23 protein-coding genes are annotated in these 24557 nt (G+C 61.5%); 12 read left to right on the top strand and 11 right to left on the bottom strand.

Going from position 1 to position 24557, the window contains the following annotated elements; all coding sequences use genetic code 11:
- Positions 1-29: 29 nt before the first annotated feature.
- From trpB to DK871_RS01295, 3 genes are all read left to right on the top strand, one after another.
- Entirely contained in the window at positions 30-1256 is a 1227-nt protein-coding gene (gene trpB, locus DK871_RS01305) for a tryptophan synthase subunit beta (RefSeq protein ID WP_014716306.1), read from the top strand.
- Positions 1256-2065, top strand: coding sequence for a tryptophan synthase subunit alpha (trpA, locus tag DK871_RS01300; RefSeq protein ID WP_003187300.1), 810 nt, complete (start codon positions 1256-1258; stop codon positions 2063-2065). The genes trpB and trpA overlap by 1 nt, the downstream gene beginning before the upstream one ends.
- A 323-nt stretch (positions 2066-2388) precedes the next feature.
- Complete coding sequence (locus DK871_RS01295; protein WP_161903722.1) at positions 2389-4047, top strand: BBE domain-containing protein; 1659 nt, start codon at positions 2389-2391, stop codon at positions 4045-4047.
- Positions 4048-4079: 32 nt separating this feature from the next.
- Here the strand turns inward: DK871_RS01295 and DK871_RS01290 are convergent, their stop codons facing one another.
- The 6 genes from DK871_RS01290 to DK871_RS01265 form a co-directional block, all read right to left on the bottom strand.
- Positions 4080-5384: an MFS transporter gene (locus DK871_RS01290; RefSeq protein WP_032894350.1), complete on the bottom strand. Its 1305-nt coding sequence runs from the start codon at positions 5382-5384 to the stop codon at positions 4080-4082.
- A gap of 134 nt (positions 5385-5518) precedes the next feature.
- On the bottom strand, positions 5519-6667 hold the full coding sequence (gene dgoD / locus DK871_RS01285; RefSeq protein ID WP_003187297.1) for a galactonate dehydratase: 1149 nt from the start codon (positions 6665-6667) through the stop codon (positions 5519-5521).
- Between the two features lie 48 nt (positions 6668-6715).
- Entirely contained in the window at positions 6716-7336 is a 621-nt protein-coding gene (locus DK871_RS01280; RefSeq protein WP_003187296.1) for a 2-dehydro-3-deoxy-6-phosphogalactonate aldolase, read from the bottom strand.
- Position 7337: 1 nt separating this feature from the next.
- Complete coding sequence (locus DK871_RS01275) at positions 7338-8297, bottom strand: 2-dehydro-3-deoxygalactonokinase (RefSeq protein ID WP_161903721.1); 960 nt, start codon at positions 8295-8297, stop codon at positions 7338-7340.
- A gap of 176 nt (positions 8298-8473) precedes the next feature.
- Entirely contained in the window at positions 8474-8800 is a 327-nt protein-coding gene (locus DK871_RS01270; RefSeq protein WP_161903720.1) for a DOPA 4,5-dioxygenase family protein, read from the bottom strand.
- Positions 8801-8830: 30 nt separating this feature from the next.
- Positions 8831-9781 carry a choline sulfate utilization transcriptional regulator gene (locus DK871_RS01265; RefSeq protein WP_032894354.1) on the bottom strand — a complete coding sequence of 317 codons (951 nt, stop codon included), beginning with the start codon at positions 9779-9781 and terminating at the stop codon, positions 8831-8833.
- Between the two features lie 103 nt (positions 9782-9884).
- Here DK871_RS01265 and betC point away from each other — a divergent pair, with 103 nt between their 5' ends.
- From betC to DK871_RS01250, 3 genes are all read left to right on the top strand, one after another.
- Complete coding sequence (gene betC / locus DK871_RS01260) at positions 9885-11399, top strand: choline-sulfatase (protein ID WP_161903719.1); 1515 nt, start codon at positions 9885-9887, stop codon at positions 11397-11399.
- An 18-nt stretch (positions 11400-11417) separates the two neighbouring features.
- Positions 11418-12332 carry a choline ABC transporter substrate-binding protein gene (choX, locus tag DK871_RS01255; protein ID WP_161903718.1) on the top strand — a complete coding sequence of 305 codons (915 nt, stop codon included), beginning with the start codon at positions 11418-11420 and terminating at the stop codon, positions 12330-12332.
- Between the two features lie 155 nt (positions 12333-12487).
- Positions 12488-14056: a SulP family inorganic anion transporter gene (locus DK871_RS01250; RefSeq protein ID WP_161903717.1), complete on the top strand. Its 1569-nt coding sequence runs from the start codon at positions 12488-12490 to the stop codon at positions 14054-14056.
- 134 nt (positions 14057-14190) lie between these two features.
- Here DK871_RS01250 and aroE read toward each other — a convergent pair whose 3' ends face one another.
- Together aroE and hemF are read right to left on the bottom strand one after the other, a co-directional pair.
- Positions 14191-15009, bottom strand: coding sequence for a shikimate dehydrogenase (aroE, locus tag DK871_RS01245; RefSeq protein ID WP_161903716.1), 819 nt, complete (start codon positions 15007-15009; stop codon positions 14191-14193).
- Positions 15009-15941: an oxygen-dependent coproporphyrinogen oxidase gene (gene hemF / locus DK871_RS01240; RefSeq protein ID WP_161903715.1), complete on the bottom strand. Its 933-nt coding sequence runs from the start codon at positions 15939-15941 to the stop codon at positions 15009-15011. The genes aroE and hemF overlap by 1 nt, the downstream gene beginning before the upstream one ends.
- Positions 15942-16119: 178 nt before the next feature.
- On the opposite strand from hemF, the gene DK871_RS01235 reads away from it, so the two are divergent.
- Positions 16120-17097, top strand: coding sequence for a quinone oxidoreductase (locus DK871_RS01235; protein ID WP_161903714.1), 978 nt, complete (start codon positions 16120-16122; stop codon positions 17095-17097).
- Between the two features lie 91 nt (positions 17098-17188).
- On the opposite strand, the gene DK871_RS01230 is transcribed toward DK871_RS01235, so the two are convergent.
- The 3 genes from DK871_RS01230 to DK871_RS01220 form a co-directional block, all read right to left on the bottom strand.
- Positions 17189-17746, bottom strand: a complete 558-nt coding sequence (locus tag DK871_RS01230) for an L-threonylcarbamoyladenylate synthase (protein ID WP_003187278.1) — start codon at positions 17744-17746, stop codon at positions 17189-17191.
- Between the two features lie 74 nt (positions 17747-17820).
- On the bottom strand, positions 17821-18924 hold the full coding sequence (gene dprA, locus DK871_RS01225; protein ID WP_161903713.1) for a DNA-processing protein DprA: 1104 nt from the start codon (positions 18922-18924) through the stop codon (positions 17821-17823).
- Between the two features lie 63 nt (positions 18925-18987).
- Positions 18988-19764, bottom strand: a complete 777-nt coding sequence (locus DK871_RS01220) for a peptidoglycan-binding protein (protein ID WP_161903712.1) — start codon at positions 19762-19764, stop codon at positions 18988-18990.
- A 135-nt stretch (positions 19765-19899) separates the two neighbouring features.
- Here DK871_RS01220 and def point away from each other — a divergent pair, with 135 nt between their 5' ends.
- The 5 genes from def to DK871_RS01195 all read left to right on the top strand — a co-directional run bounded on the left by def (position 19900) and on the right by DK871_RS01195 (position 24462).
- Positions 19900-20406 carry a peptide deformylase gene (gene def / locus DK871_RS01215; protein WP_003187273.1) on the top strand — a complete coding sequence of 169 codons (507 nt, stop codon included), beginning with the start codon at positions 19900-19902 and terminating at the stop codon, positions 20404-20406.
- A 69-nt stretch (positions 20407-20475) separates the two neighbouring features.
- Positions 20476-21429 (top strand): methionyl-tRNA formyltransferase, encoded by a 954-nt coding sequence (gene fmt, locus DK871_RS01210; RefSeq protein WP_161903711.1) that lies wholly within the window; start codon positions 20476-20478, stop codon positions 21427-21429.
- The gene (gene rsmB, locus DK871_RS01205; RefSeq protein ID WP_161903710.1) at positions 21426-22736 is read left to right on the top strand and encodes a 16S rRNA (cytosine(967)-C(5))-methyltransferase RsmB; all 1311 of its coding nucleotides are present in this window, start codon (positions 21426-21428) and stop codon (positions 22734-22736) included. Before fmt ends, rsmB begins: the two co-directional genes overlap by 4 nt.
- 22 nt (positions 22737-22758) lie before the next feature.
- A complete protein-coding gene (trkA, locus tag DK871_RS01200) occupies positions 22759-24132 on the top strand; it encodes a Trk system potassium transporter TrkA (RefSeq protein WP_003187270.1) in 1374 nt (457 codons plus the stop codon).
- An 18-nt stretch (positions 24133-24150) separates the two neighbouring features.
- Positions 24151-24462, top strand: a complete 312-nt coding sequence (locus DK871_RS01195) for a lipopolysaccharide assembly protein LapB (protein WP_161903709.1) — start codon at positions 24151-24153, stop codon at positions 24460-24462.
- Positions 24463-24557 lie beyond the last annotated feature (95 nt).

The raw sequence follows: 24557 nt of genomic DNA, 5'->3' as shown, positions 1-24557 counted from the left end.
TTTAAACACATTCTTTCCTGGAGCGTCCCATGACTCAGTCCCAGACCGATCTACGCAACGGCCCTGATGCCAACGGCCTGTTTGGTGCGTTCGGTGGCCGCTACGTCGCTGAAACCCTGATGCCGTTGATCCTCGACCTGGCCCGCGAATACGAAGCGGCCAAGGTAGATCCGGCGTTTAACGAAGAATTGGCCTACTTCCAGCGCGATTATGTCGGACGCCCAAGCCCGCTGTACTTTGCCGAACGCCTCACCGAGTTCTGCGGCGGCGCCAAGATCTACCTCAAGCGCGAAGAGCTCAACCACACCGGCGCGCACAAGATAAACAACTGCATCGGCCAGATCCTGCTGGCCCGGCGCATGGGCAAAAAACGCATCATCGCCGAGACCGGCGCCGGCATGCACGGCGTGGCCACCGCAACCGTGGCGGCGCGCTTTGGCCTGCAATGCGTGATCTACATGGGCACCACCGACATCGAGCGCCAGCAGGCCAACGTGTTTCGCATGAAGCTGCTGGGCGCCGAAGTCATCCCCGTGGTCGCCGGCACCGGCACCCTCAAAGACGCCATGAACGAAGCCCTGCGCGACTGGGTCACCAACGTCGACAGCACCTTCTACCTGATCGGTACCGTGGCCGGCCCGCACCCGTACCCGGCGATGGTGCGTGACTTCCAGGCCGTGATCGGCAAGGAAACCCGTACCCAGCTGCAAGCCCAGGAAGGCCGCCTGCCGGACAGCCTGGTGGCGTGCATCGGCGGCGGTTCCAACGCCATGGGCCTGTTCCACCCGTTCCTGGATGACACCAGCGTCGAAATCATCGGCGTTGAAGCTGCTGGCCATGGCATTGAAACCGGCAAACACGCCGCCAGCCTCAACGGCGGCGTACCGGGCGTGCTGCACGGCAACCGCACCTTCCTGCTACAGGACGACGACGGCCAGATCATCGACGCCCACTCGATTTCCGCAGGCCTGGACTACCCCGGCATCGGCCCGGAACACGCCTGGTTGCATGACATCGGCCGCGTCCAGTACACCTCGGTAACTGACGATGAAGCCCTGGAAGCCTTCCACAAATGCTGCCGCCTGGAAGGGATCATTCCTGCCCTGGAAAGCGCCCACGCCCTGGCTGAAGTATTCAAGCGCGCGCCAAACCTGCCCAAGGATCACCTGATGGTGGTCAACCTCTCGGGCCGTGGCGACAAAGACATGCAGACCGTGATGCACCATATGGAACAGTCCAAGCAGGAGAAACACTGATGAGCCGCCTGCAAACCCGCTTTGCGCAACTCAAAGAACAGAACCGCGCCGCCCTGGTGACCTTCGTCACCGCTGGCGACCCCGGCTATGACACTTCGCTGGCGATCCTCAAGGGCTTGCCGGCCGCCGGCGCCGACGTGATCGAACTGGGCATGCCCTTCACCGACCCGATGGCCGACGGCCCGGCCATTCAACTGGCCAATATTCGCGCCCTGGGCGCCAAGCAGAACCTGTTGAAAACCCTGCAGATGGTTCGCGAGTTCCGCCAGGACAACAACGACACCCCGCTGGTGTTGATGGGTTATTTCAACCCGATCCACAAATATGGCGTGTCGCAGTTCATTGCCGATGCCAAGGCAGCCGGTGTCGACGGCCTGATCGTGGTGGACATGCCGCCTGAGCACAACGGCGAGCTGTGCGACCCGGCCCAGGCTGCAGGCATCGACTTTATCCGCCTGACCACACCGACCACCGATGACGTGCGCCTGCCTACGGTGCTCAATGGCAGCTCCGGGTTTGTGTATTACGTGTCGGTCGCCGGTGTAACCGGGGCCGGGGCCGCCACCCTGGAACACGTCGAAGAAGCCGTGACCCGCCTGCGCCGCCATACCGACCTGCCGATCAGCATCGGCTTTGGTATTCGCACGCCGGACCAGGCAGCGGCCATCGCACGCCTGGCAGACGGCGTGGTCGTGGGTTCGGCGCTGATCGATCACATCGCCACGGCCAAGAACGACCAGCAAGCCATTGATGGCGTACTGACCCTGTGCGCGGCGCTGTCGGAAGGTGTGCGCAACGCACGCAAGTAACTGCCTGTTCGGTCGGTATCAGGCTGCCCAAATATCACCGATTTATACGCTAGGCTTCAAAAGGAGGCGGGCATCTCGCCTAATGTGTAGGAGCGAGCTTGCTCGCGAAAAACTTACAGGCGCCGCGTTCATTCAGCGCGCACGCGTTATCGTTGACGTTTTTCGCGAGCAAGCTCGCTCCTACAGGCTAGGCATCGCGTCCTTCCTTTTAACGCACTTCGTGCCCTTTGCCGTCTAACCACCTTCGCAAGCCCCGCAGTCCTTGCACCTCGGTCGTTAAGTTAGCCGCATCAGAAGTCATTCTTGGCTCTCAGGAGTACATCATGGCATTTGATCTCATTACTGTTTCAGACCGTCGCCACTCAACCTTGCAAAAGGGCTTCAACCTGCGCTGGCCCCTGGGCAATGTGCAGGGCGAGTCGTCGCCCAATGGCGCCAACCTGATTTACCTGTGCCGCAGCCCGCAAGACATCATGGACGCCGCCGCCCAGGCATTGGCCCTGCCCAATGGACGCATCACCGTACGCAGCGGCGGTCATTGCTACGAAGGGTTTGTCGCCAACAAGATGCCCGACAGCCCGGATGAGGTGCTGTCGATCCTGGATATCAGCGCGCTGAACCAAGTGGTGTACGACGCCAACGGGCAGATCGGCTCCGAACTGAGCCCAACGCAGCCCTTTCGCTACCGCTTTCGCCTGGAGGCCGGCAGCCAGATCTGGGACAGCTATAGCGCGTTGTACAAGCAGGCCAGCAAGACCTTACCCGGCGGCTCATGTTATTCAGTCGGCCTGGGAGGGCACATTTGCGGCGGCGGCTACGGGTTGCTGTCGCGCAAGTATGGACTGGTGTGTGACTGGCTCAGTGGGGTCGATATCCTGGTGCCTGACAGCCAAGGCAAAGGGCTCGAACCGCGCCATGTCAGCGGGGACAGCACCCAACAGGACGAATTGGACCTGTTCGCCGCGTGCTGCGGTGCTGGGGGTGGTCAATTCGGCATTATCACCAGCTATTACTTCAAGGACCTGCCGCAAGCACCCAAAGAGGTGCTGTGGCTGGTGCTGGAATGGGACTGGTCAGTACTGACCCAGGATGCACTAAACAACCTGCTGGTGGCTTACCAGCTATGGTTTGCCAGCCATCAGAACAACCCGGACACCTGGGGCCTGGCGACCAAACTGGAAATGCGCCACGAGCACACAGGCAATATCACTCTGGGCATCCATTATGTGGACAAGGAGGGTGAGCTGAACGACCGTGCACCCTTCGATGATTTTGTCGGCAAGATGCTCACGGCCATCGGCTTACCTGCCACCGAGTCGCTGGTGCCGTTTCATGTGGTCCATTTGCCGCCTGGCACAGCCGGCGGGCGCCCCATCGACTCAGTGTCATCCGCCCAGGCTGCGGCGCGGCGCCTGGATTGGCTGGTGTGCCAGCAAACATTGAATGGTTCGGGAGACAATCAGCGTGGGCGCTATAAGTCGGCCTATCAGAAAGGTGAGTTCAGCCCCCAAGTGCTACAGGCCATCTGGACTACCCTGACCTGGCCGGACCCTGACAACCACCTGACACAAAGCCTGATCCAGATCCAGTCCTTCGGCGGCCAGATCAACGCCGCCAGTGCGCCCGTGCGCAAGGAGTCGTCAGCCGCCCAGCGTTCGTCCTTCCTCAAGTGGCAACCCCAATGTTACTGGCACGGCGACAGCGCGGCCGCGGATCAAGCCCATGCCGACTGGATCCGAGGGCTCTACGTCAATGCGTTTGCCGATGCTCAAGGCGTGCCGCTCAACGATGCGTTCGAAGGCTGCTACATCAATTATCCCGACCTCGACATGACCTACGCAGGCGGTAATCCGGCCAACGGTAAAAACCCCCAGTGGTACAAGATCTTCTTTCCCGACCTGATGATCGAAAGCCGCTTGCGCCGTACCAAGCAGCGCTGGGACCCGCACAATGTATTTCGTAACGAGATGTCGGTGCCGTAGAACGAAAAAGGGCGACCCGAAGGTCGCCCTTTTTACAGCTCGATCCGCTCGACCTTGCCTACCAGCAATATGTAGGAAAGTGCGCCGAGCAACGCCAAGACCGCGATATAGGTAATGGCCGGCGCAAAGGACGAACCACTGGCCAGAAAGCCAATCACGATAGGCGTGGCAATCGCCGCCAGGTTGCCGATGAAGTTGAACACCCCGCCGGTCAGCCCCAGCAGACGGGCAGGCGCCAAGGTCGACACCAACGACCAGGTGATCGACGCCAGGCCATTGCCGAAAAACGCCACCGCCAGAAACGCGATGACCCACCCCGTGGAGTCCACATAATTGGCCCCGATGATCGCCGTGGAAATCAGCAGCCCGCTGATGATCGGCAACTTGCGCGCAAAGCCCACCGACGCCCCACGGCGAATCAGCCAATCGGAAAACACCCCCGAACACAGCACGCCCACAAACGCGGCCAGGAACGGCAAGGAGGCCAGCAAGCCAGACTGGATAAAGTCCATGCCACGATATTTCACCAGGTACGTCGGGAACCAGGTCAGGAAGAACCACAGCGTGGAGTTCAGGCAAAACTGGCCCAGGTAGATGCCCCAGAGCTTGCGTTTGCTCAGCACGATGCCCAGGTCCGTCCAGCTGAAGGGTGCCTTGACGGTTTTAGCCTGCATGTCCACCAGCCCGCCACCGTCGCGGATCAGTTGGATTTCGGCTTCGTTGGCGCCTTTGAAATCCTTGGGCTCGCGGTACACCGCGTACCAGATCGCGGCCCACAGGATGCCGACGCCACCGGTTACCACAAACACCATGTGCCAGCCGTATTGATGTTGCAGCCACGCCAGTACCGGGGTGAGGAACGCCAGGCCGACGAATTGCCCAGAAGTGTAGACGCCGATAGCCGTGGCGCGCTCGCGCTCGGGAAACCAGGTGGTGACCACGCGGCTGTTGATGGGATAGGCCGGTGCCTCCAAGGCGCCCACGGCCATGCGCAGCACGAACAGCGCGATAAAGCTGGCGGCGAAACCGAGCATCACGGTGGCAATCGACCACAGCAGCAGGGCCGCCGTGTAGAGAATGCGCGGTGGCACCCGGTCTACCAACCAGCCGCCCGGGATTTGCATGGCGGCGTAGGTCCAGCCGAAGGCAGAGAAAATCAGCCCGACTTGCACCGGGTCGATCCCCAGCTCGCTGGTCAGCGCCGGCGCAGCAATCGACAGGTTGCTACGGTCGAGGTAGTTGATGACCACGGTGATGAACAGCAGCACCATGATGAAAAAGCGCTTTCTGCTAGGCGTGACTAAAGAAGCCTGCCCGGTGAGGGATTCAGGGTGCATGGGGGTGCCTCTTTTTATATTTGTTGAGGAAGGAACGCGCTCAATGTGGGAGCTGGCTTGCCTGCGATAGCAATAGGTCAGTTACCCGTGTGGCCAGCTCCCACATTTTTTAGCGCGTTTCAATCAGGTGCAAATCACCACTCGGCAAAACTGCCATCGGCATGGCGCCAGATTGGGTTGCGCCAGCGATGGCCGATGGCCGCGCGCTCAACCACATACTCCTCGTTGATCTCAATGCCCAAACCCGGGCCGTTGGGGATCTTCACAAAGCCCTGGTCATAGTCGAACACGCCCGGGTCTCGCACGTAGTCGAGCAGATCGTTGCTTTCGTTGTAGTGAATGCCCAGGCTCTGCTCCTGGATAAACGCGTTGTAGCACACCGCATCCAGTTGCAGGCACGCCGCCAAGGCAATCGGGCCCAGCGGGCAGTGCAAGGCGAGGGCCACGTCGTAGGCTTCGGCCATGTTGGCGATCTTGCGGGTTTCGGTAATCCCGCCAGCGTGGGAGGCGTCTGGCTGGATGATGTCGACATAGCCTTCGCTGAGCACGCGCTTGAAATCCCAGCGCGAGAACAGGCGCTCACCCAGGGCGATCGGCGTACTGGTCAGCGGTGCCAGTTCTTTCAGCGCTTCGTAGTTTTCGCTAAGCACCGGCTCTTCAATGAACATCAGTTTGTACGGGTCGAGCTCTTTCATCAGCACCTTGGCCATCGGCTTGTGCACCCGGCCATGGAAGTCGACGCCGATCCCCACGTTAGGGCCGACCGCGTCGCGCACGGCCGCGACGTTGGCCAGGGCCAGGTCGACTTTTTCGAAGCTGTCGACAAACTGCAACTCTTCGGTGCCGTTCATTTTCACGGCTGTGAAACCACGCGCAACCGCCTCTTTGGCGGCACGGGCAGTGTCGGCGGGGCGGTCACCGCCGATCCATGAATACACGCGGATTTTGTCGCGCACCTGGCCGCCCAGCAAATCGCTGACCGACACACCGAGGGCCTTGCCCTTGATGTCCCACAACGCCTGGTCGATGCCGGCGAGGGCGCTCATGTGCACCGCGCCGCCTCGGTAGAAGCCGCCGCGATAGAGCACGGTCCAGATATCTTCGATGTTGCGTGGGTCTTTGCCGATCAGGTAGTCGGACAGTTCTTCGACGGCAGCGGCCACCGTGTGAGCCCGGCCCTCGACCACAGGCTCACCCCAGCCGGTCACACCCTGGTCGGTTTCGACCTTGAGGAAGCACCAGCGCGGCGGAACGATAAAGGTCGTCAGTTTGGTGATTTTCATCTCTTGTCTCTCTTATAGATGCAGCGCCTGTGGGCGCGGAATGTGCTCTCAGCCGAGGGCTTTCCAGGCGGCGACATACGCCTGGGCACGGCTCGCAACCTGATCCACTGTCATGCCCGGCTTGAACAGCCCGGAACCCAGTCCGAAGCCCTTGGCGCCGGCGTCGGTAAACACCTGCATGTTGTCCGGCGTGATGCCGCCCACCGGCAGCAGCAACGTGCCCGCCGGCAATACCGCCAGCCATGCCTTGATCACTGAAGGGCCCATTTGCTCGGCCGGGAACAGCTTCAACACATCGGCGCCTTCGGCCAGTGCGGCAAAGGCTTCGGTGGGCGTGGCTACCCCAGGCGACAAATACAGACCCGCCGCTTTGGCCGCGCGCAACACCTTGGCATCGCTGTGGGGCATGACGATCACCTGGCCTCCGGCCGCCTTGACCTGTTCGACCTGCTCAGGCGTCAACACCGTGCCGGCACCGATCAGGCAATCGGCGGGCAAGCTGTCGCGCAGGGTGCGGATGCTGGTGTAAGGGTCTGGCGAGTTGAGCGGCACTTCGATCACGCGAAAACCCGCGTCGTACAGCACCTGGCCGACCGCCTGGGCTTCGTCGGGGCGTAGGCCGCGCAGGATGGCGATCAAACCGTTTTGTGCGAGTGCTTGCTTGAGCATGTCAGGCCTCCAGTAAAGGTCGAGTAAGCCCGGCGGCTTGCGCCAGTTGCCACAGGCCACGCTCCGTGGCTTCTTGCGCCAGGCTGACGTGGGCAAAGCCGCAAAGGGCGAGGGCGCGTTGATAGCGGGCGCAGAGTGGAACAGCGCCGACCAGGATGATCGGCTGGTGTTTGGCGGAATCTGGCAGGCCGGCGAGTTCATGGCCGATGAGCAGGCCGGATAGGTAATCGGGCTGCTGGTCGGGCGCCAGCTGCGCAGTGAGCCCAAGGGTACGGGCACTGAACAGGGTCGAGAGCACGCCACGCTGGCCATCGTTGGACAGCGCCACGTGCACGCCTCGATCAAACGGCTCGGGCTGGAACTGCTCGCTGGCCTGTTGGGTGCGCCCCAGAATGCTGTGCTTGCTCAACACCGCAAACACTTCGCCGGTCATGAAGGTATCGAAATGGGTAATGCGGCCTTCCACCACCTCGACCCATTTGGAATGGCTGCCGGGCAGGCCGATCAACACCTTGGGCCCAAGCCCTTGCAGCACGCCGAGCACTTGGGTTTCTTCGCCGCGCATCACATTGGGCAGCCCCACTTGCTCGATCACCCCCGGCACGATGTGCACCTGCACCCCGCGCAGGCTGCGTATGCCATGCAACGCCTGGCCAAGGCTGGCGACATCCACGGGCGTGCTGCGATAGGCCGCCTCGCTCCAACCCTGTGCGCTGCCGACCATGCCGCACGCGATCACTGGCAGCCCGGGCTGAGCGTCGAGCCAATCGCCGCAGGCGCTATCGAACGCCAGTTCAAAGCCGTCGGTGCACAGCACACCGGCAATTTCCCGAGGCTCCGTGGGCAAATGCATGATGCCGGTAGCCAGCGAGCGCTGTTCCAGCACAACGCCCGCGGGGCCGAGTTTGTAAGCACGAAGGGAGCTGGTTCCCCAATCGAGCGCGATCAATTGCGCCTGCATCGCTTCACCTGAAATGAGTGGGTGCTGAAAAAAGCAGATGGGCGAATATAAACCTAGGGCGCAGAGTATCTCAATATATAAATATCAATCCCATATAATGAGACAAGACAAGATAAATCCTACAACCATTCTTGTTTTTACTTAGGGAAGGCCGCGGATTTATCGGGTAAGGAAGGTTAAAAAATCGACAAGTCCAGCTCGCGCATCGCGCCCATCCAGATGGCGTAATCGGTGTGGTCCTTGAGGTCATCACCGGTTTCCGGGTGCAGAAACACCACCAAACCATTGCGGTGCAGCGCCAGCCACGGCAACACCAGGCCGATATATTCCGGCTCGAACGCCAGCTGGCAACTCCAATCCGGGTGCGGGCCCACCGGCCGCTCGTGCACGCGGCCCATGCGCAACGGGAACAGCCTGGCGGCGTCTTCACAGAGCGTGCGCGCCTGCTCGATAGTACTGGCGTCGAAGTAGATATGGGCGTGGTAGCCCTTGATACGTTGCATGACTGACTCCGGTTCCACTGTGCGCCGATCCTAGACCGCAATCGACGGCAGGGCCAGCCCGGTCAACGACTGCGCACTGCTGGCCTGTTCCGCCACCAGCCACTCGACAAAGCGATCCACCAACTGCCCACGGCGTTTGCGCTGGGGCTGCACCACGTAATAGCCAAATCGCGACGTCACCGTGGGGCTGATCGGTCGGCACAGCCAATTCTGCTCCAGCAGGTTATCCACCAGGTGGCGCCAGCCGATGGCGACACCCTGGCCGGCAATCGCGGCCTGGATCAGCAAGGTGTAGTTGTCAAAGCGCAATTGCCCAGGGGTCGGCGCAGCCGTGATACCCAGCTCGCGAAACACGCCGTTCCAGTCGAACCACTGGCTGTTGTTTTCCTGGCGCAGGTGCAGCAACGGGCAGTCTTGCAAGGTCTGCACCGTCAAAGGCGCAGCTTGTTCCTTGAGCCACTGCGGGCTGCACACCGGGAACACTTCCTCATTGAACAACCACAGGCTCTCGCCCTGCTTGAAACGGCCATCGCCAAACAGCACCGCCACATCAATATCGCTGCGCAGGGTGGCGTGGTTGCGCTCACTGGTGACCAGGCTGACATCCACCTGCGGGTTGGCCTGGTGGAAGCGATGCAGGCGCGGCATCAGCCAATAGGCGGCGAAAGCGAAGTCGGTGGCGACTTGCAGCACTTCATGCTGGCTTTGTTGAGTGATGGCGCCGAGGCCCTGGTTGATGTTCTGCAGGCCGCCTTGCACGTGCTCGAACAGCAGGGCGCCAGCGTCGGTCAGTTCAATGCCGCGATAAATGCGGTCAAACAGGCGGATCGCCAGTTGCTCTTCAAGGCGCTTGATCTGCTGGCTGACCGCCGGTTGGGTGGTGCCCAGCTCCATCGCGGCTGCAGTGAAACTGCGATGGCGCGCCGCCGCTTCAAAGGCGCGCAGCAAATCGAGAGAGAGGTCACCCAGCGCTTCATACATAAGCTCAACTTATCCTAGCCATTGCCGCCCATGGGCTTTACCCAAGTATTTATGGACCGCATGCTCATTCGCATAAACACCGCCTATGGAATGCCGAGAAACCATGAAGCGCAAGAACATTCTTTTCATCATGGCCGATCAGATGGCCGCGCCGATGCTGCCGTTCTACGGGCCTTCCCCGATCAAGCTGCCCAACCTCAGCCGCCTGGCGGCACAAGGTGTGGTGTTCGACGCCGCCTATTGCAACAGCCCGTTGTGCGCACCGTCGCGCTTCACCTTGGTGAGCGGCCAGTTGCCGAGCAAGATCGGCGCCTACGACAACGCCGCCGATTTCCCCGCCGATGTACCGACCTATGCCCACTACCTGCGTCGCCTCGGCTACCGCACTGCGCTGTCGGGCAAGATGCACTTCTGCGGCCCCGACCAGTTGCACGGCTATGAGGAACGCCTGACCAGCGACATCTACCCCGCCGACTATGGCTGGGCGGTGAACTGGGACGAACCAGACGTACGCCCGACCTGGTATCACAACATGTCCTCGGTGCTGCAAGCCGGCCCGTGTGTGCGCACCAACCAGCTGGATTTCGACGAAGAGGTGGTGTTCAAGGCTCAGCAATATCTGTTTGATCACATCCGCGAGGAGGACGACCAGCCGTTTTGCCTGACCGTGTCGATGACCCATCCCCACGACCCGTACACCATTCCCAAGCCGTTCTGGGACCTGTACGCCGACACCGACATTCCAATGCCCGCGACGCCGCCCCAGGCCGACCTTGACCCGCATTCCCAGCGGCTGCTCAAGGTCTATGACTTGTGGGACAAACCGCTGCCGGTGGATAAGATCCGCGACGCCCGCCGCGCCTACTTCGGTGCCTGCAGCTACATCGACAGCAACGTCGGCAAGCTGCTGCAGACCCTGGAGGACACGGGCCTGGCCGACGACACCCTGATCATTTTCTCCGGCGACCACGGCGACATGCTTGGCGAGCGCGGCCTCTGGTACAAAATGCACTGGTTTGAAATGGCCGCCCGCGTGCCGCTGCTGGTCAGTGCGCCGGGGCAGTTCGCCGCGGGCCGCGTCACCCAGGCCGTGTCGACCGCCGACCTGTTGCCGACCCTGGTGGAATTGGCCGGCGGCACGTTGGACCCGCACTTGCCGCTGGACGGCCGCTCACTGCTTCCGCACTTGCAAGGGCAGGGCGGGCATGACGAAGTGTTTGGCGAATACATGGCCGAAGGCACCATCAGCCCATTGATGATGATTCGCCGGGGCGCCTTCAAATTCATCTACAGCGAGGATGATCCTTGCCTGTTGTTTGATGTGCACAACGACCCGAACGAGCAGGAAAACCTCAGCCAGTGCGCCGAACATCGCTCGCTGTTCGAAGCGTTCTTGCGTGAAGCGCGGGCTAAATGGGACATCCCGGCAATCCATCAACAGGTGCTCGCCAGCCAACGCCGTCGACGCCTTGTGTTTGAAGCGCTGACCCAAGGCAAACTCAAGAGCTGGGATCACCAGCCACTGGTAGACGCCAGTCAGCAGTACATGCGCAACCATATCGACCTCGATGACCTGGAGCGCAAGGCACGTTTTCCACAACCCTGCCAAAACCAATAAGTAGACAGAGGGAAGGCCATGCAAAAGTTGACCGTGGTACTGAGTTTGGTGGTGCTCAGCAGCGCCCATGTGTACGCAGACACTCGCTGCGAAACGGTAAAGATGGCCGATCCAGGCTGGAGCGACATTGCCGCCACCAACGCCATCACCAGTTTCCTGCTGACGGGCATGGGCTACCAACCCAAGGTCGACACCCTGGCGGTGCCGATTACCTTCGGCGGGCTGAAAGACGGCCAGGTGGATGTCTTCCTCGGCAACTGGATGCCGGCGCAGCAAGGCTTCTACGACAAGTTCGTGGCCAACGGCGATGTGGTGCAACTGGCGAAGAACCTGGAGGGCACCGAGTTCACCCTCGCCGTGCCGGACTATGTGTGGGACGCCGGGGTGCATGACTTTGCCGACCTGAATAAATTTGCCGACAAGTTCGACAAGAAGATCTACGGCATTGGCTCCGGCGCGCCAGCCAATATCTCGCTGCAGGAGATCATCAAGAAGAATGATTTCGACCTTGGGCAGTGGAAGCTGATCGAGTCCAGCGAACAGGCGATGCTCGCAGAGGTCTCGCGAGCGGTGAAGAAACAGCGTTTTATCACCTTTCTCGGCTGGACCCCGCACCCGATGAACGTGCAACTGAAAATGCGCTACCTCAAGGGCGGCGAGCAGTACTTTGGCGCCACCGGCAACGTCTATACCTTGACCCGCAAGGGTTACGCACAAGCGTGCCCCAATATCGGAAAACTGCTGACCAACCTGAGTTTTACCCAGGCCATGGAGAACAGCATCATGGCTGACGTGGCCAACAACAAGGTCAGCAATGCACAGGCGGCGAAGGCGTGGATCAAGGCCAACCCGGCGGTGCTGGACCAGTGGCTGGAGGGCGTGAAAACCCTGGATGGCCAGGAGGCGTTGCCGGCGGTAAAAGCCAAACTCTGACGCTTGCCGCTGACCCCTGTGGGAGCTGGCTTGCCTGCGATAGCATCACCCCGGTATGCCTGTAACACCGAGGCGCCAGCATCGCAGGCAAGCCAGCCCCCACAAGTACCCATGCATATTGATACTCTTGCCAAAACCCTTTACCCGAGCCTGCGATGCCCCGGCCCACCCGCCATACACTTTTGCCCTTCCTGCGCTGGCTGCCGCGCCAAACCCGCGCCAGCGTCGGCCGGGATGCCATCGTCGGCCTCAGCGGCGCGGTGCTTGCGCTGCCGCAGTCGATTGCCTACGCATTGATCGCAGGTCTCCCACCCGAATACGGGCTCTACGCCGCCATCATCCCGGTATTGATCGCCTGCCTGTGGGGCTCGTCCTGGCACCTGATCTGCGGGCCCACGGCCGCCATCTCCATCGTGCTTTACGCCAGCATCAGCCCATTGGCCGTGCCCGGCTCACAGGACTACATCACCCTCATCCTGTTGTTGACCTTCCTCGCCGGGGTGTTCCAGTGGTTGCTCGGCCTGCTGCGCTTCGGCGCGTTGGTGAACTTTGTCTCCCATTCGGTGGTGCTGGGTTTCACCCTGGGCGCCGCCGTAGTGATCGCCTTGGGGCAACTGCCCAACCTGCTCGGCTTGGATTTACCGAGCCAGGCCACGGCTATCAATGGCCTGCTGGCGCTGATCGACCATCGTGGCGAGTGGGACCACGCGTCCCTGGCCCTGGGGCTGGGTACGTTGCTGGCAGGTATGCTGCTCAAGTACCTAGTGCCACGCTGGCCGACATTGTTGATCGCATTGGTGTTGGGCAGCGTGGCGGCATGGCTGTGGCCGGCGATGTTCGGGCATGTGGCACGGGTCAGTTCGTTTATTGGCAAACTGCCGCCGTTCAGCCCGTTGCCGATGGATCTGGATCTGGTGCTGCGCCTGCTGCCGAGTGCCGTGGCGGTGGGAATGCTGGGGTTGGTGACCAGCCTGTCGATTGCCCGTTCGCTGTCGGCCCGCTCGCAACAACTGCTCGACGCCAACCAGGAAGTACGCGCCCAGGGTTTATCCAACATCGTGGGCGGATTTTTTTCCGGCTACCTGTCAGCCGGATCGTTCACCCGCTCGGGCCTCAGTTATGAGGCGGGTGCCTGTTCGCCATTGGCGGGGTTTTTTTCCGCCCTGTGGGTGGCGTTATTCGCGTTATTTGGCGCAGCGTTGATTGCGCATATTCCGATCCCGAGCATGGCGGCGAGCATCCTGCTGATTTGCTGGGGGCTGGTGGACCATCGCGGCATTCGTGCGCTGTTCCGGGTCAGCCGCGCCGAATTTGTGGTGATGAGCCTGACCTGCGTCGCCACCTTGTTGTTGGAGCTGCAAACGGCGATCTATGCCGGGGTGCTGGCGTCGCTGTTTTTCTACCTCAAGCGCACCTCTCAGCCACGGGTTCAACACTGGCGCGACGGTGAGGCGGATGTGTTGCGGGTGGGCGGCTCGATCTTTTTTGGCGCCAGCCATTACCTGCAAGTGCGCTTGCAACATTTGCAGGGTGAGCGGGTGGTGATCGAGGCGCAGCAGATCAACTTTATCGACTATTCCGGGGTGGAGATGCTGCATCAGGAGGCGCGGCGGTTGGCGGGGTTGGGGCGTAGCCTGACGTTGCGTGGGGCCAGGCCGCAGGTGGTTGAGGAATTGATGAAGCTGGAGGGGTCGGATAACTGCCCCCTCCATTTCGAAGACTAAACCCCGATCAACACTGTGGGAGCTGGCTTGCCTGCGATAGCAATAGGTCCGTCATTAATGTGTTAGCTGACCCGCCGCCATCGCAGGCAAGCCAGCTCCCACATTTTAACTGTGCCCACATGTGGAATGTGGGATCAGGCCAATTGCCGGCGCAGTTCGGCCAGTACGGGCGCCGAATCCGGACGCACACCGCGCCACAGCAAGAAGGCTTCCGCCGCTTGCTCCACCAGCATGCCCAGGCCATCCATCGCCACCGCCGCGCCTTGCTCGCTCGCCCAGCGGCAGAATGCGGTGGGTTCCTTGGCGTACATCATGTCGTAGCAGAAGGTCTTGCCCGGCTCGATCAGGCTGCCTGCAATCGGCGGTACATCGCCTGACAGGCTGGCCGACGTGGCATTGATGATCACGTCCACCGGCTCACGCAACCAGTCGAAACCACTGGCAGACACCGGGCCCAGGTCATCGAACAGCTCAGCCAGTAACTCGGCTTTTTCCACGGTGCGGTTGGCGATGATCAATGATGAGGGTTGCTGCGCCAGCAACGGCTCCAGCGCACCGCGCACCGCACCACCGGCGCCCAACAACAGGATGCGTTTGCCTTGCAGGCTCAGCCCGGCATTGACCGTCAAGTCGCGCACCAGGCCTGCGCCGTCGGTGTTGTCGCCCAACAAGGTGCCGTCATCCAGTTTGCTCAAGGTGTTGACGGCACCGGCGCGCTGGGCTCGCTCGGTCAGGGTATTGGCCAAACGGTAGGCCTCCTCCTTGAACGGCACGGTCACGTTGGCACCACGGCCGTGTTGGAAAAACTCACGGGCACAGGCGGTGAAGTCCTCCAACGGCGCGAGCATCGTGCTGTAGTCCAACTGCTCGCCGGTCTGGGCGGCGAACAGACGGTGAATCAGCGGCGATTTGCTGTGGCCGATGGGGTTGCCGAACACGACATAACGGTCCATCACACCGCCGCCTTGGGCGCGGCAACGCCGAGCCAGTCACGGTCTTGCAGGAAATAGTCGGTGAGGCGCGCTTCGTCGCTGCCGGCTTCGGCCTTCCAGTCGTAGCTCCAGCGTACCTGGGGTGGCAGCGACATCAGGATCGACTCCGTACGCCCGCCCGATTGCAGGCCGAACAGGGTGCCACGGTCATAGACCAGGTTGAACTCAACGTAGCGGCCCCGGCGGAACTCCTGGAACTGGCGTTGTTGCTCGGTGTACGCCATGGCCTTGCGGCGCTGCACAATCGGCAGGTAGGCGTCGATGTAGGCATCGCCGATGGCGCGGATGAAGGCAAAGCAGGTGTCAAAGCCCCATTCGTTCAAGTCATCGAAGAACAACCCACCGATGCCACGAGGTTCGTTGCGGTGCTTGATGTGGAAGTAGGTGTCACACCAGGCCTTGTAGCGTGCGTACACATCCGGGCCAAACGGCGCACAAGCCTGCTCGGCCACGCGGTGCCAGTGAATGCAGTCTTCTTCATTGCCGTAATACGGGGTGAGATCGAAGCCACCCCCGAACCACCACACCGGTTCTTCGCCTTCTTTTTCAGCGATGAAAAACCGCACATTGGCGTGGGAAGTCGGGACATGTGGGTTATGCGGATGGATCACCAGTGACACGCCAAGCGCTTCAAAACCACGGCCGGCCAGCTCGGGGCGATGGGCACTGGCAGACGGTGGTAAACCGCTGCCGAACACGTGGGAAAAGTTGACACCGCCTTTTTCGATCACCGAACCGTTTTCCATCACACGGGTGCGACCGCCACCGCCGGCTGGCCGGGTCCAGGCGTCTTCGATAAAGCGAGTGTCCGTCTCGAAGGTTTCCAGGGCGCTGCAAATGCGGTCTTGCAGGTCAAGCAGGTAGGCTTTAACGGCCTCGGTGCGGGTAGTCATGGCATCACCTTGAATCGGGCAAAGCTACGCGAGGCCCATGGGGCGTCGGCGGCAAATGGGCGCACAGGATACCACTGCGCCTACATGCCACTGCACTTAGGTGCGCAGCAGTTGACGAGGATCAAGCTTAGGAGTCCGATAGGGGGCTACGCAGATTCGAACCCAAGGAGAAGTGCAGATGGCCAAACGTATCCAGTTCAGCGCCCATGGCGGCCCCGAAGTACTTGAATATGTGGACTACACGCCAGCGGAGCCTGGCCCACAGCAGGTTCGGGTGCGCAACGAGGCCATCGGCCTGAACTTCATCGACACCTATTTCCGCAGTGGCCTCTACGCGCCGCCCGCCCTGCCATCGGGCCTGGGTGCGGAAGGCGCTGGCGTGGTCGATGCGGTGGGCAGTGAAGTCAGCCAATTCAAAGTCGGCGACCGTGTGGCCTACGGCAGCGGCCCGCTGGGTGCCTATAGCGAGTTGCACGTGTTGCCTGCCGCCAATCTGGTGCACCTGCCGGATGAGATCAGCTTTGAACAGGCCGCCGGTGCCATGCTCAAAGGCCTGACCGTGCAGTACCTGCTGCGCCAGACCTATGAGCTCAAAGGCGGTGAGACCATTTTGTTCCACGCCGCTGCCGGTGGCGTGGGTTCGCTGGCCTGCCAATGGGCCAAGGCTTTGGGCGTGAAGTTGATCGGTACGGTCAGTTCCCCGGAAAAGGCGGCCCTGGCCAAATCGCTCGGCGCCTGGGAAACCATCGACTACAGCAAGGAAGATGTCGCACAACGCGTACTGGAATTGACTGACGGCAAGAAATGCCCGGTGGTGTACGACGGCGTCGGCAAGGACACCTGGCTGACCTCGCTCGACAGCGTGTCGCCGCGGGGCTTGTTGGTGAGCTTCGGCAACGCGTCGGGTGCGGTGGAGGGGGTGAACCTGGGGATTCTGTCGGCGAAAGGATCGCTGTACGTGACCCGGCCTACTTTGGCGACCTACGCCAACAATGCGGCAAACTTGCAGGCGATGGCGGACGATCTGTTTTTGATGATCAAGAGTGGCAAGGTGCGCATTGATATCAACCAGCGCTACTCACTGGCGGAGGCGGCCAAGGCGCAGACGGAGTTGTCGGGGCGGCGCACGACTGGGTCGACCATTCTGCTGCCTTAAGGGCGTCATCGCAGGCAAGCCAGCTCTCACATTGACCGCGAACACTCATCAATGTGGGAGCTGGCTTGCCTGCGATGGGTGCACTGCGGTCTCAGGACGGGCGCACCACATCACCCGTCACCAGGTCCCGAATAAGGCTCGGGTTCTTGCGCCCACCCAAGGCGCCGCCCAACACCAGGTCCACTTGCCCGCGAAAATATTGCTCCACGCGAATCCGCGTGCGGGCTGCCGGGCGGCCCTGGGGGTTGGCCGAGGTGGAAATCAACGGGCCGACCTCGGCGCACAAATCTCTCACCAACGGATGATCACTGACCCGCAGCGCTACGGTGTCGTGCACACCCGTGACCCATTCGGGTAGCAAGTCTTGATGGGGCACCAGCCAGGTATTCGGCCCTGGCCAGGTGCTGGCCATGCGTTCGACCCACGTGTCCGGAAAATCTTCAAACAGAAAATCGAACTGACGAATATTGTCCGCCACCAGGATCAGGCCTTTGTCGACCGAGCGGTTCTTGATCGCCAGCAGCCGATCCACTGCTTCTTCGTTCCACGGGTCGCAGCCCAGGCCCCAGACCGCTTCGGTCGGATAGGCGATCACTGCGCCTGCGCGAATTTCCCGTGCGGCTTCCAACACACGCCACCTGTTGACCATTGTTAACTCTCCGGACTAAAGCTCTGGGCAGTTTACCGATCTTCGTTACAAAACCTAGCGCCAAAAACGGGCCGCTACGAAAGCGGGCACCGCGCCAGCCAGCGCCCGCTTTCGCAAATCACCTGGCCCTCCAACTCCAGCTCCGTGAGGGTGGCCAGCACTTGGGACAACGGCCGACCGCTAGCAATCGCCAAGGCTTCGCTGCTATGCGGTGCCGCGTGCAGCAGCGCCACCAGCGGATGGGTCACGGGCACCGGCGCAGCATGGGACAACCGCTGCCAACCGCGCAGGCTTTCAAGAATGTGCTCGATGGTTTCCACCAATACCGCGCCATCACGGATCAGTTGATGACAGCCCTTGGCGGCGGGGTGGTGGATGGAACCCGGAATCGCGTACACCTCACGCCCTTGCTCCGCGGCCAGGCGTGCGGTGATCAGCGAACCGCTGGCCATACTGGCTTCCACCACCAGTACGCCTAACGACAACCCGCTGATAATCCGGTTGCGCCGTGGGAAATTACCGGCCTGGGGCGCGGCATCCAGCGGAAACTCGGAAACCACGGCGCTGCCTTGGGCAATCATCGCCGCAGCGAGCTTGCGATGGCGCTGTGGATAAAAATTTTCCAGGCCCGTGCCGAGCACGCCGATGGTATGGCCGCCCACGTCCAATGCCGCCTGGTGCGCCGCGCCATCAATGCCCACCGCCAGCCCACTGGTGATGACAAAACCGGCGCTCGCCAGGCTGCGGGAAAAGGCCGCTGCCGTGTCCATGCCCGGGCGCGAGGCACGCCGGCTACCGACCATGGCCAACTGTGGTTTTTCCAGAATACCGGGGTCGCCCGCAACGAATAACAACGGCGGCGCATCGTCGATTTGCGCGAGCAACGCCGGGTAATCCGGCTTGTCCCACATCAGCAAATGCTGGGCCGGGCGCGCCAGCCAGGCCAACGCCTCACTGGCACCGTCACGGACTTTGGGGCTACGGCGGGCCTCGGCACTGATGGCGGGCAAACCGAGGGAACGCCAGGCACTGGCGGGAGCACTCAAGGCCTTGGAAGCGCAACCAAAGGCTTGGATCAACACGTGAAAACGCTTGGGCCCCAGTTCTGGCAGCTTGTGCAAGCGTAGCCGGGCTTCCAGCTCTGCCGGGGAAATATCGCTACTGTTTATCGGATTCATATGATCATCCTTGACCGGAACAAGCTGTGGATAACTCTGTTGGTAACTTATTTAGCAGGCTATTTATTGCGCTTGATCAGCCGTCTCGAAACGGTCTTGCACGGCTAGCGACCGTGAAGCACTGAGCACCAGGGCATAGCTGAGCTTTTCATAGGTGCGAAACACCAGCAGGGTGCCGGCTCGCTCATCCGGGAGGGGAGTGGACGTACCGGTGAGGGCGTCTCGCACGGTGGCGCCAGCCTTGATCACTGTGAGCAGTTGGCCTTCCACCAAGCCATCGCGGCGGCCCTTGTTGAGGGTTACAGCGTCGAGCACGCCAATCTGCGTGACGCCCTTGGGGATGTCGATGATGTGCCCTGTAATCAAGGGTGCCGGTTTGCCGGCTTCCAGGCTGGCCAAAGCAACGGGAGGCTCGGCGCGCAACAAACGGTCGCCTGGGCGAATTTCCTGGGTCACCCGTTGCACTGCCAGGGTGGTGAGGCTGTCGGCAAGCACAAAGCGCGCAGTGCCGATGTCGTCGGCATTGATGCCCAACAGCTCCTGGGTATGGGGATCGGTGTAGGCCTTGCCCCGCCGAAAGATCCCGTAGCTTGGCTGGGCCGGGTCCAGATGCCCGCGCGCATGCACACGCTCGTCACTGGCACCCAGCACGCGCCCGCCTTGCGCCGCAATAATGTAAGGCGCTTTGTCCAGGTCCTGGGGGGAGTCAAAAATACGGTTGTGCAGTAAAAAATGCTGGATGGCCTGTTGCGCGGCCTGATCCAGGCGCTCAGTGGGTTGCGCAATCAATGCCGTGGCGAACGGGGCCCACAGCAGCAAGACGAGTAGCGATTTCCTCATGGGGTGAATCTCCTTTATTATGTGCGTTCGCGTGAAATGCCATGGCCTTCGCGGCTTCCGAGCGTTTCACACCGGCCGTATGGGTCCATCCCACCGCCGATTTGTCTCTTTCTCACATGTGCAGCAATTACGCTTATGGCTATTTTGAACATCCTCGAATTTCCCGACTCGCGCCTGCGCACGATCGCCAAGCCGGTGGCCGTAGTGGACGACAAGGTTCGTCAGTTGGTCGATGACATGTTTGAAACAATGTATGAAGCCCCGGGCATCGGCCTCGCCGCGACCCAGGTCAACGTGCATCTGCGCGTCGTGGTCATGGACCTGTCGGAAGACCGCAGCGAACCTCGGGTGTACATCAACCCTGAGTTCGAACCGCTGACCGAAGAGATGGGCGAATACCAGGAAGGCTGCCTGTCGGTGCCGGAGTTCTACGAGAATGTGGAACGCCCGCTGCGCGTGAAGATCAAGGCGCTGGACCGTGACGGCAAGCCTTTCGAACTGATTGCCGAAGGCCTGCTGGCGGTGTGCATCCAGCATGAATGCGACCACCTCAACGGCAAGCTGTTCGTCGATTACCTGTCCACGCTCAAGCGTGACCGCATCAAGAAGAAGCTGGAAAAAAAGCATCGCCAGCAAGCCTGATGCCCTTCTTCCAAAGGCTTGCTGCGGCAAGCCTTTTTCTTTTGTGACTGTTTTTAACCGAGAACTCCCATGACCGAGCCATTGCGCATTGTTTTTGCCGGCACTCCTGAATTTGCCGCCGAACACCTCAAGGCGCTGCTTGCCAGCCCTTATGACATCGTCGCGGTGTACACCCAGCCGGATCGCCCGGCCGGTCGCGGGCAAAAACTGATGCCGAGCCCAGTCAAGCAGTTGGCGCTGGAGCACAACATTCCTGTGCTGCAGCCGCCGACCCTGCGTAACGCCGAGGCCCAGGCCGAACTGGCCGCGCTGAAGCCGGACCTGCTGGTGGTGGTGGCCTACGGCTTGATCCTGCCTCAGGCGGTGCTGGATATCCCGCGCCTGGGTTGCATCAACAGCCATGCTTCACTGCTGCCACGCTGGCGCGGTGCGGCGCCGATTCAACGCGCCGTTGAAGCCGGCGACAGCGAGAGCGGCGTGACCGTGATGCGCATGGAAGCTGGCCTGGATACTGGGCCGATGCTGCTCAAGGTCACCACACCGATCACCGCCCAAGACACCGGCGGCAGCCTGCACGACCGCCTCGCTGAGCTGGGCCCGCCCGCCGTGATCCAGGCCATCGCCGGCCTCGCTGCCGGCACCCTGCAAGGTGAAATCCAGGACGACAGCCTGGCCACCTACGCCCACAAGCTGAACAAGGACGAAGCGCGCATTGACTGGAGCCGCCCGGCCGTGGAGCTGGAGCGCCTGGTACGTGCCTTCAACCCATGGCCGATCTGCCATAGCACCCTCAACGGCGAGGCCTTGAAAGTGTTGGCCGCGACCCTGGCCGATGGCGCAGGCGCTCCCGGCGAGATCATCGGCGCCAGCAAAGACGGCCTGTTGGTGGCTTGCGGTGAACAGGCGCTGTACCTGACGCGTCTGCAATTGCCTGGCGGCAAGGCGCTGAACTTCAGCGATTTGTTCAATAGCCGTCGTGAGAAATTCGCCCTGGGCACCACGCTTGGAGTGGTCACTCAATGAACCCACGTCTGGCCGCCGCCAAGGCTCTTGCCGCCGTCCTCAACGGCAAGGCTTCGCTGAACAGTTCGCTGCCGACGCAGTTGGATAAAGTTGAAGACCGCGACCGGGGGTTTACCCAGGACCTGGCCTTTGGCACCGCCCGTTGGCAGCCACGGTTGTCTGCGCTGGCCGCCAAGCTGCTGCAAAAACCGTTCAAAGCGGCGGACACGGATGTCGAGGCGCTGTTGCTAGTGGGTCTCTACCAATTGCTCTATACACGCGTGCCCGCCCACGCGGCCATCGGTGAAACCGTCGGTTGCGCCGACAAGCTGAAAAAACCCTGGGCCAAGGCCCTGCTCAACGCCGTGCTGCGCCGCGCCCAGCGCGAAAGCGAAGCCCTGCTGGCCGAGCTGGAACATGATCCGGTGGTGCGCACCGCCCACCCGCGTTGGCTGCAAAAATCCCTGAAGGCCTTTTGGCCTGAGCAATGGGAAGCCATCTGCGCAGCCAACAACGCGCACCCGCCGATGATCCTGCGGGTCAACCGCCGTCACCACAGCCGTGACGCGTATTTGCAGTTACTGGCGGACGCTGGCATCAATGCCACGCCCTGTGTGTACAGCACGGATGGCATCGTGCTGGAAGCCGCCACCGATGTACGCAGCCTGCCGGGCTTTGCCGAAGGCTGGATCAGTGTGCAGGACGAAGCCGCGCAGTTGGCCGCCGACTTGCTCGACCTTGCCCCCGGCCAGCGTGTACTCGATGCCTGCTGCGCGCCCGGCGGTAAGACCTGCCACATCCTTGAAGTGGAAAAAGACCTGGCCGGTGTAGTCGCGGTGGACCTCGAAGCCAAGCGCCTGGTGCGCGTGCGGGAAAACCTCACGCGCCTGGGCTTGAGCGCCGAGCTAATCGCCGCGGATGGCCGCGACACCGCCACCTGGTGGGACGGCAAGCCATTCCAGCGCATCCTGCTGGACGCTCCCTGCTCGGCCACCGGCGTGATCCGCCGTCATCCGGATATCAAGCTGACCCGCCAGCCCGACGACATCGCCGCCCTGGCGGTGCTGCAAGGCGAACTGCTCGACGCGTTGTGGCCCACCTTGGAAGTCGGCGGCATCCTGCTTTATGCCACCTGCTCTACTTTGCCCACCGAAAATACCGAGGTCATCCAAGCCTTCCTCGCCCGCACCAGCGGCGCGCGTGAGCTGGACCTTGCTACCACGGCCGGCATCAAGCAGCCCCACGGTCGCCAACTGCTCGCGCAGGAAGGCGGGCATGATGGCTTCTACTACGCCAAACTGATCAAGATCGCCGCTGCACGCGGCTGAATGATTTTAAGGGAGTGACCGGATGAAAATCATCATCCTTGGAGCAGGGCAGGTCGGTGGCACGCTGGCCGAACATTTGGCCGGTGAAGCCAACGACATCACCGTGGTCGACACCGATTCCGAGCGTTTGCGCGACCTGGGCGACCGCCTGGACATCCGTACGGTGCAAGGCCGCGCGTCGTTTCCGACGGTGCTGCGCCAGGCCGGCGCCGACGATGCCGACATGCTGGTGGCTGTGACCAACAGCGACGAGACCAACATGGTCGCCTGCCAGGTCGCCCACACCCTGTTCCACACCCCGACCAAGATCGCTCGGGTGCGCGAAGCGGCGTACCTGACCCGCGCCGGGCTGTTCGACAACGACGCCATTCCGGTGGACGTGCTGATCAGCCCGGAACAGGTGGTGACCCACTACATCAAGCGCCTGATCGAAATTCCAGGTGCGCTGCAGGTCATCGACTTCGCCGAAGGCAAAGCGCAACTGGTAGCCGTGAAGGCCTATTACGGCGGGCCGCTGGTGGGCCAGCAATTGCGCCAGCTGCGTGAGCACATGCCGAATGTGGAAACCCGCGTCGCCGCGATTTTCCGCCGTGACCGGCCGATCCTGCCCCAGGGCGATACGGTGATCGAGGCTGACGATGAAGTGTTTTTCATCGCCGCGAAGGCGAACATTCGCGCGGTCATGAGCGAAATGCGCAGGCTCGACGAAAGCTACAAACGCATCGTCATCGCCGGCGGTGGGCAGATCGGCGAGCGTTTGGCCGAAGCCATCGAAAGCCGCTACCAGGTGAAGATCATCGAGATGAGCCCGACGCGGTGCCGGCATTTGTCCGACACCCTCGACAGCACTGTCGTACTGCAAGGCAGCGCCTCGGACCGTGACCTGCTGATGGAAGAGAACATCGCCGATGCCGATATCTTCCTGGCCCTGACCAACGATGACGAAGCCAACATCATGTCGTCCTTGCTGGCCAAGCGGCTGGGGGCGAAGAAGGTGATGACCATCATCAACAACCCGGCCTATGTGGACCTGATCCAGGGCGGCGATATCGACATTGCCATCAGCCCACAGTTAGCGACCATCGGCACCTTGCTTGCCCACGTGCGCCGTGGCGACATTGTCAGCGTGCACTCGTTGCGCCGTGGCGCAGCGGAAGCCATCGAGGCGATTGCCCACGGTGACTCCAAGTCCAGCAAAGTGATTGGCAAGGCGATCCGCGATATCGGCCTGCCGCCGGGTACCACCATTGGCGCGATCATTCGCGACGAAGAAGTGATCATTGCCCACGACGACACGGTGATCGCCACCGGTGACCATGTGATTTTGTTCCTTGTGGACAAAAAACATATTCGCGATGTGGAGAAGCTGTTCCACGTGGGGTTGAGCTTTTTCTGATCAACCGGAGTGACCGACATGCTCGAATCCCTTGAAAAAATGCTCGCCAAGGGTGTGGATAATTCGCTGCTGCGCTTTGGCCTGGGCAAGGGTTACCTGGACCTGAAGGACAACGCCAAGGCGGCCGAGCATTTGCAGCGATGCGTCGAGTTCGATCCGAAGTATTCGGCGGCGTGGAAGTTGTTGGGCAAGGCGCAGTTGGGGCAGGGTGATAACGCTGGAGCACGACACGCTTGGGAAAAAGGCATAGAAGCGGCCCAGGCCCACGGCGACAAACAGGCCGAAAAAGAGATGGCCGTGTTTTTGAAGAAACTCGATCGCCAGGCTTGAAACAACCCCCTGTGGGAGCTGGCTTGCCTGCGATGGCATCACCTCGGTGTAACTGATAGACCGAGGTGCTGCCATCGCAGGCAAGCCAGCTCCCA

Source organism: Pseudomonas sp. L13, from assembly GCF_009935965.1.
GTDB lineage: Bacteria > Pseudomonadota > Gammaproteobacteria > Pseudomonadales > Pseudomonadaceae > Aquipseudomonas > Aquipseudomonas lactis.
This window is presented reverse-complemented; position numbering and strand designations above follow the sequence as displayed.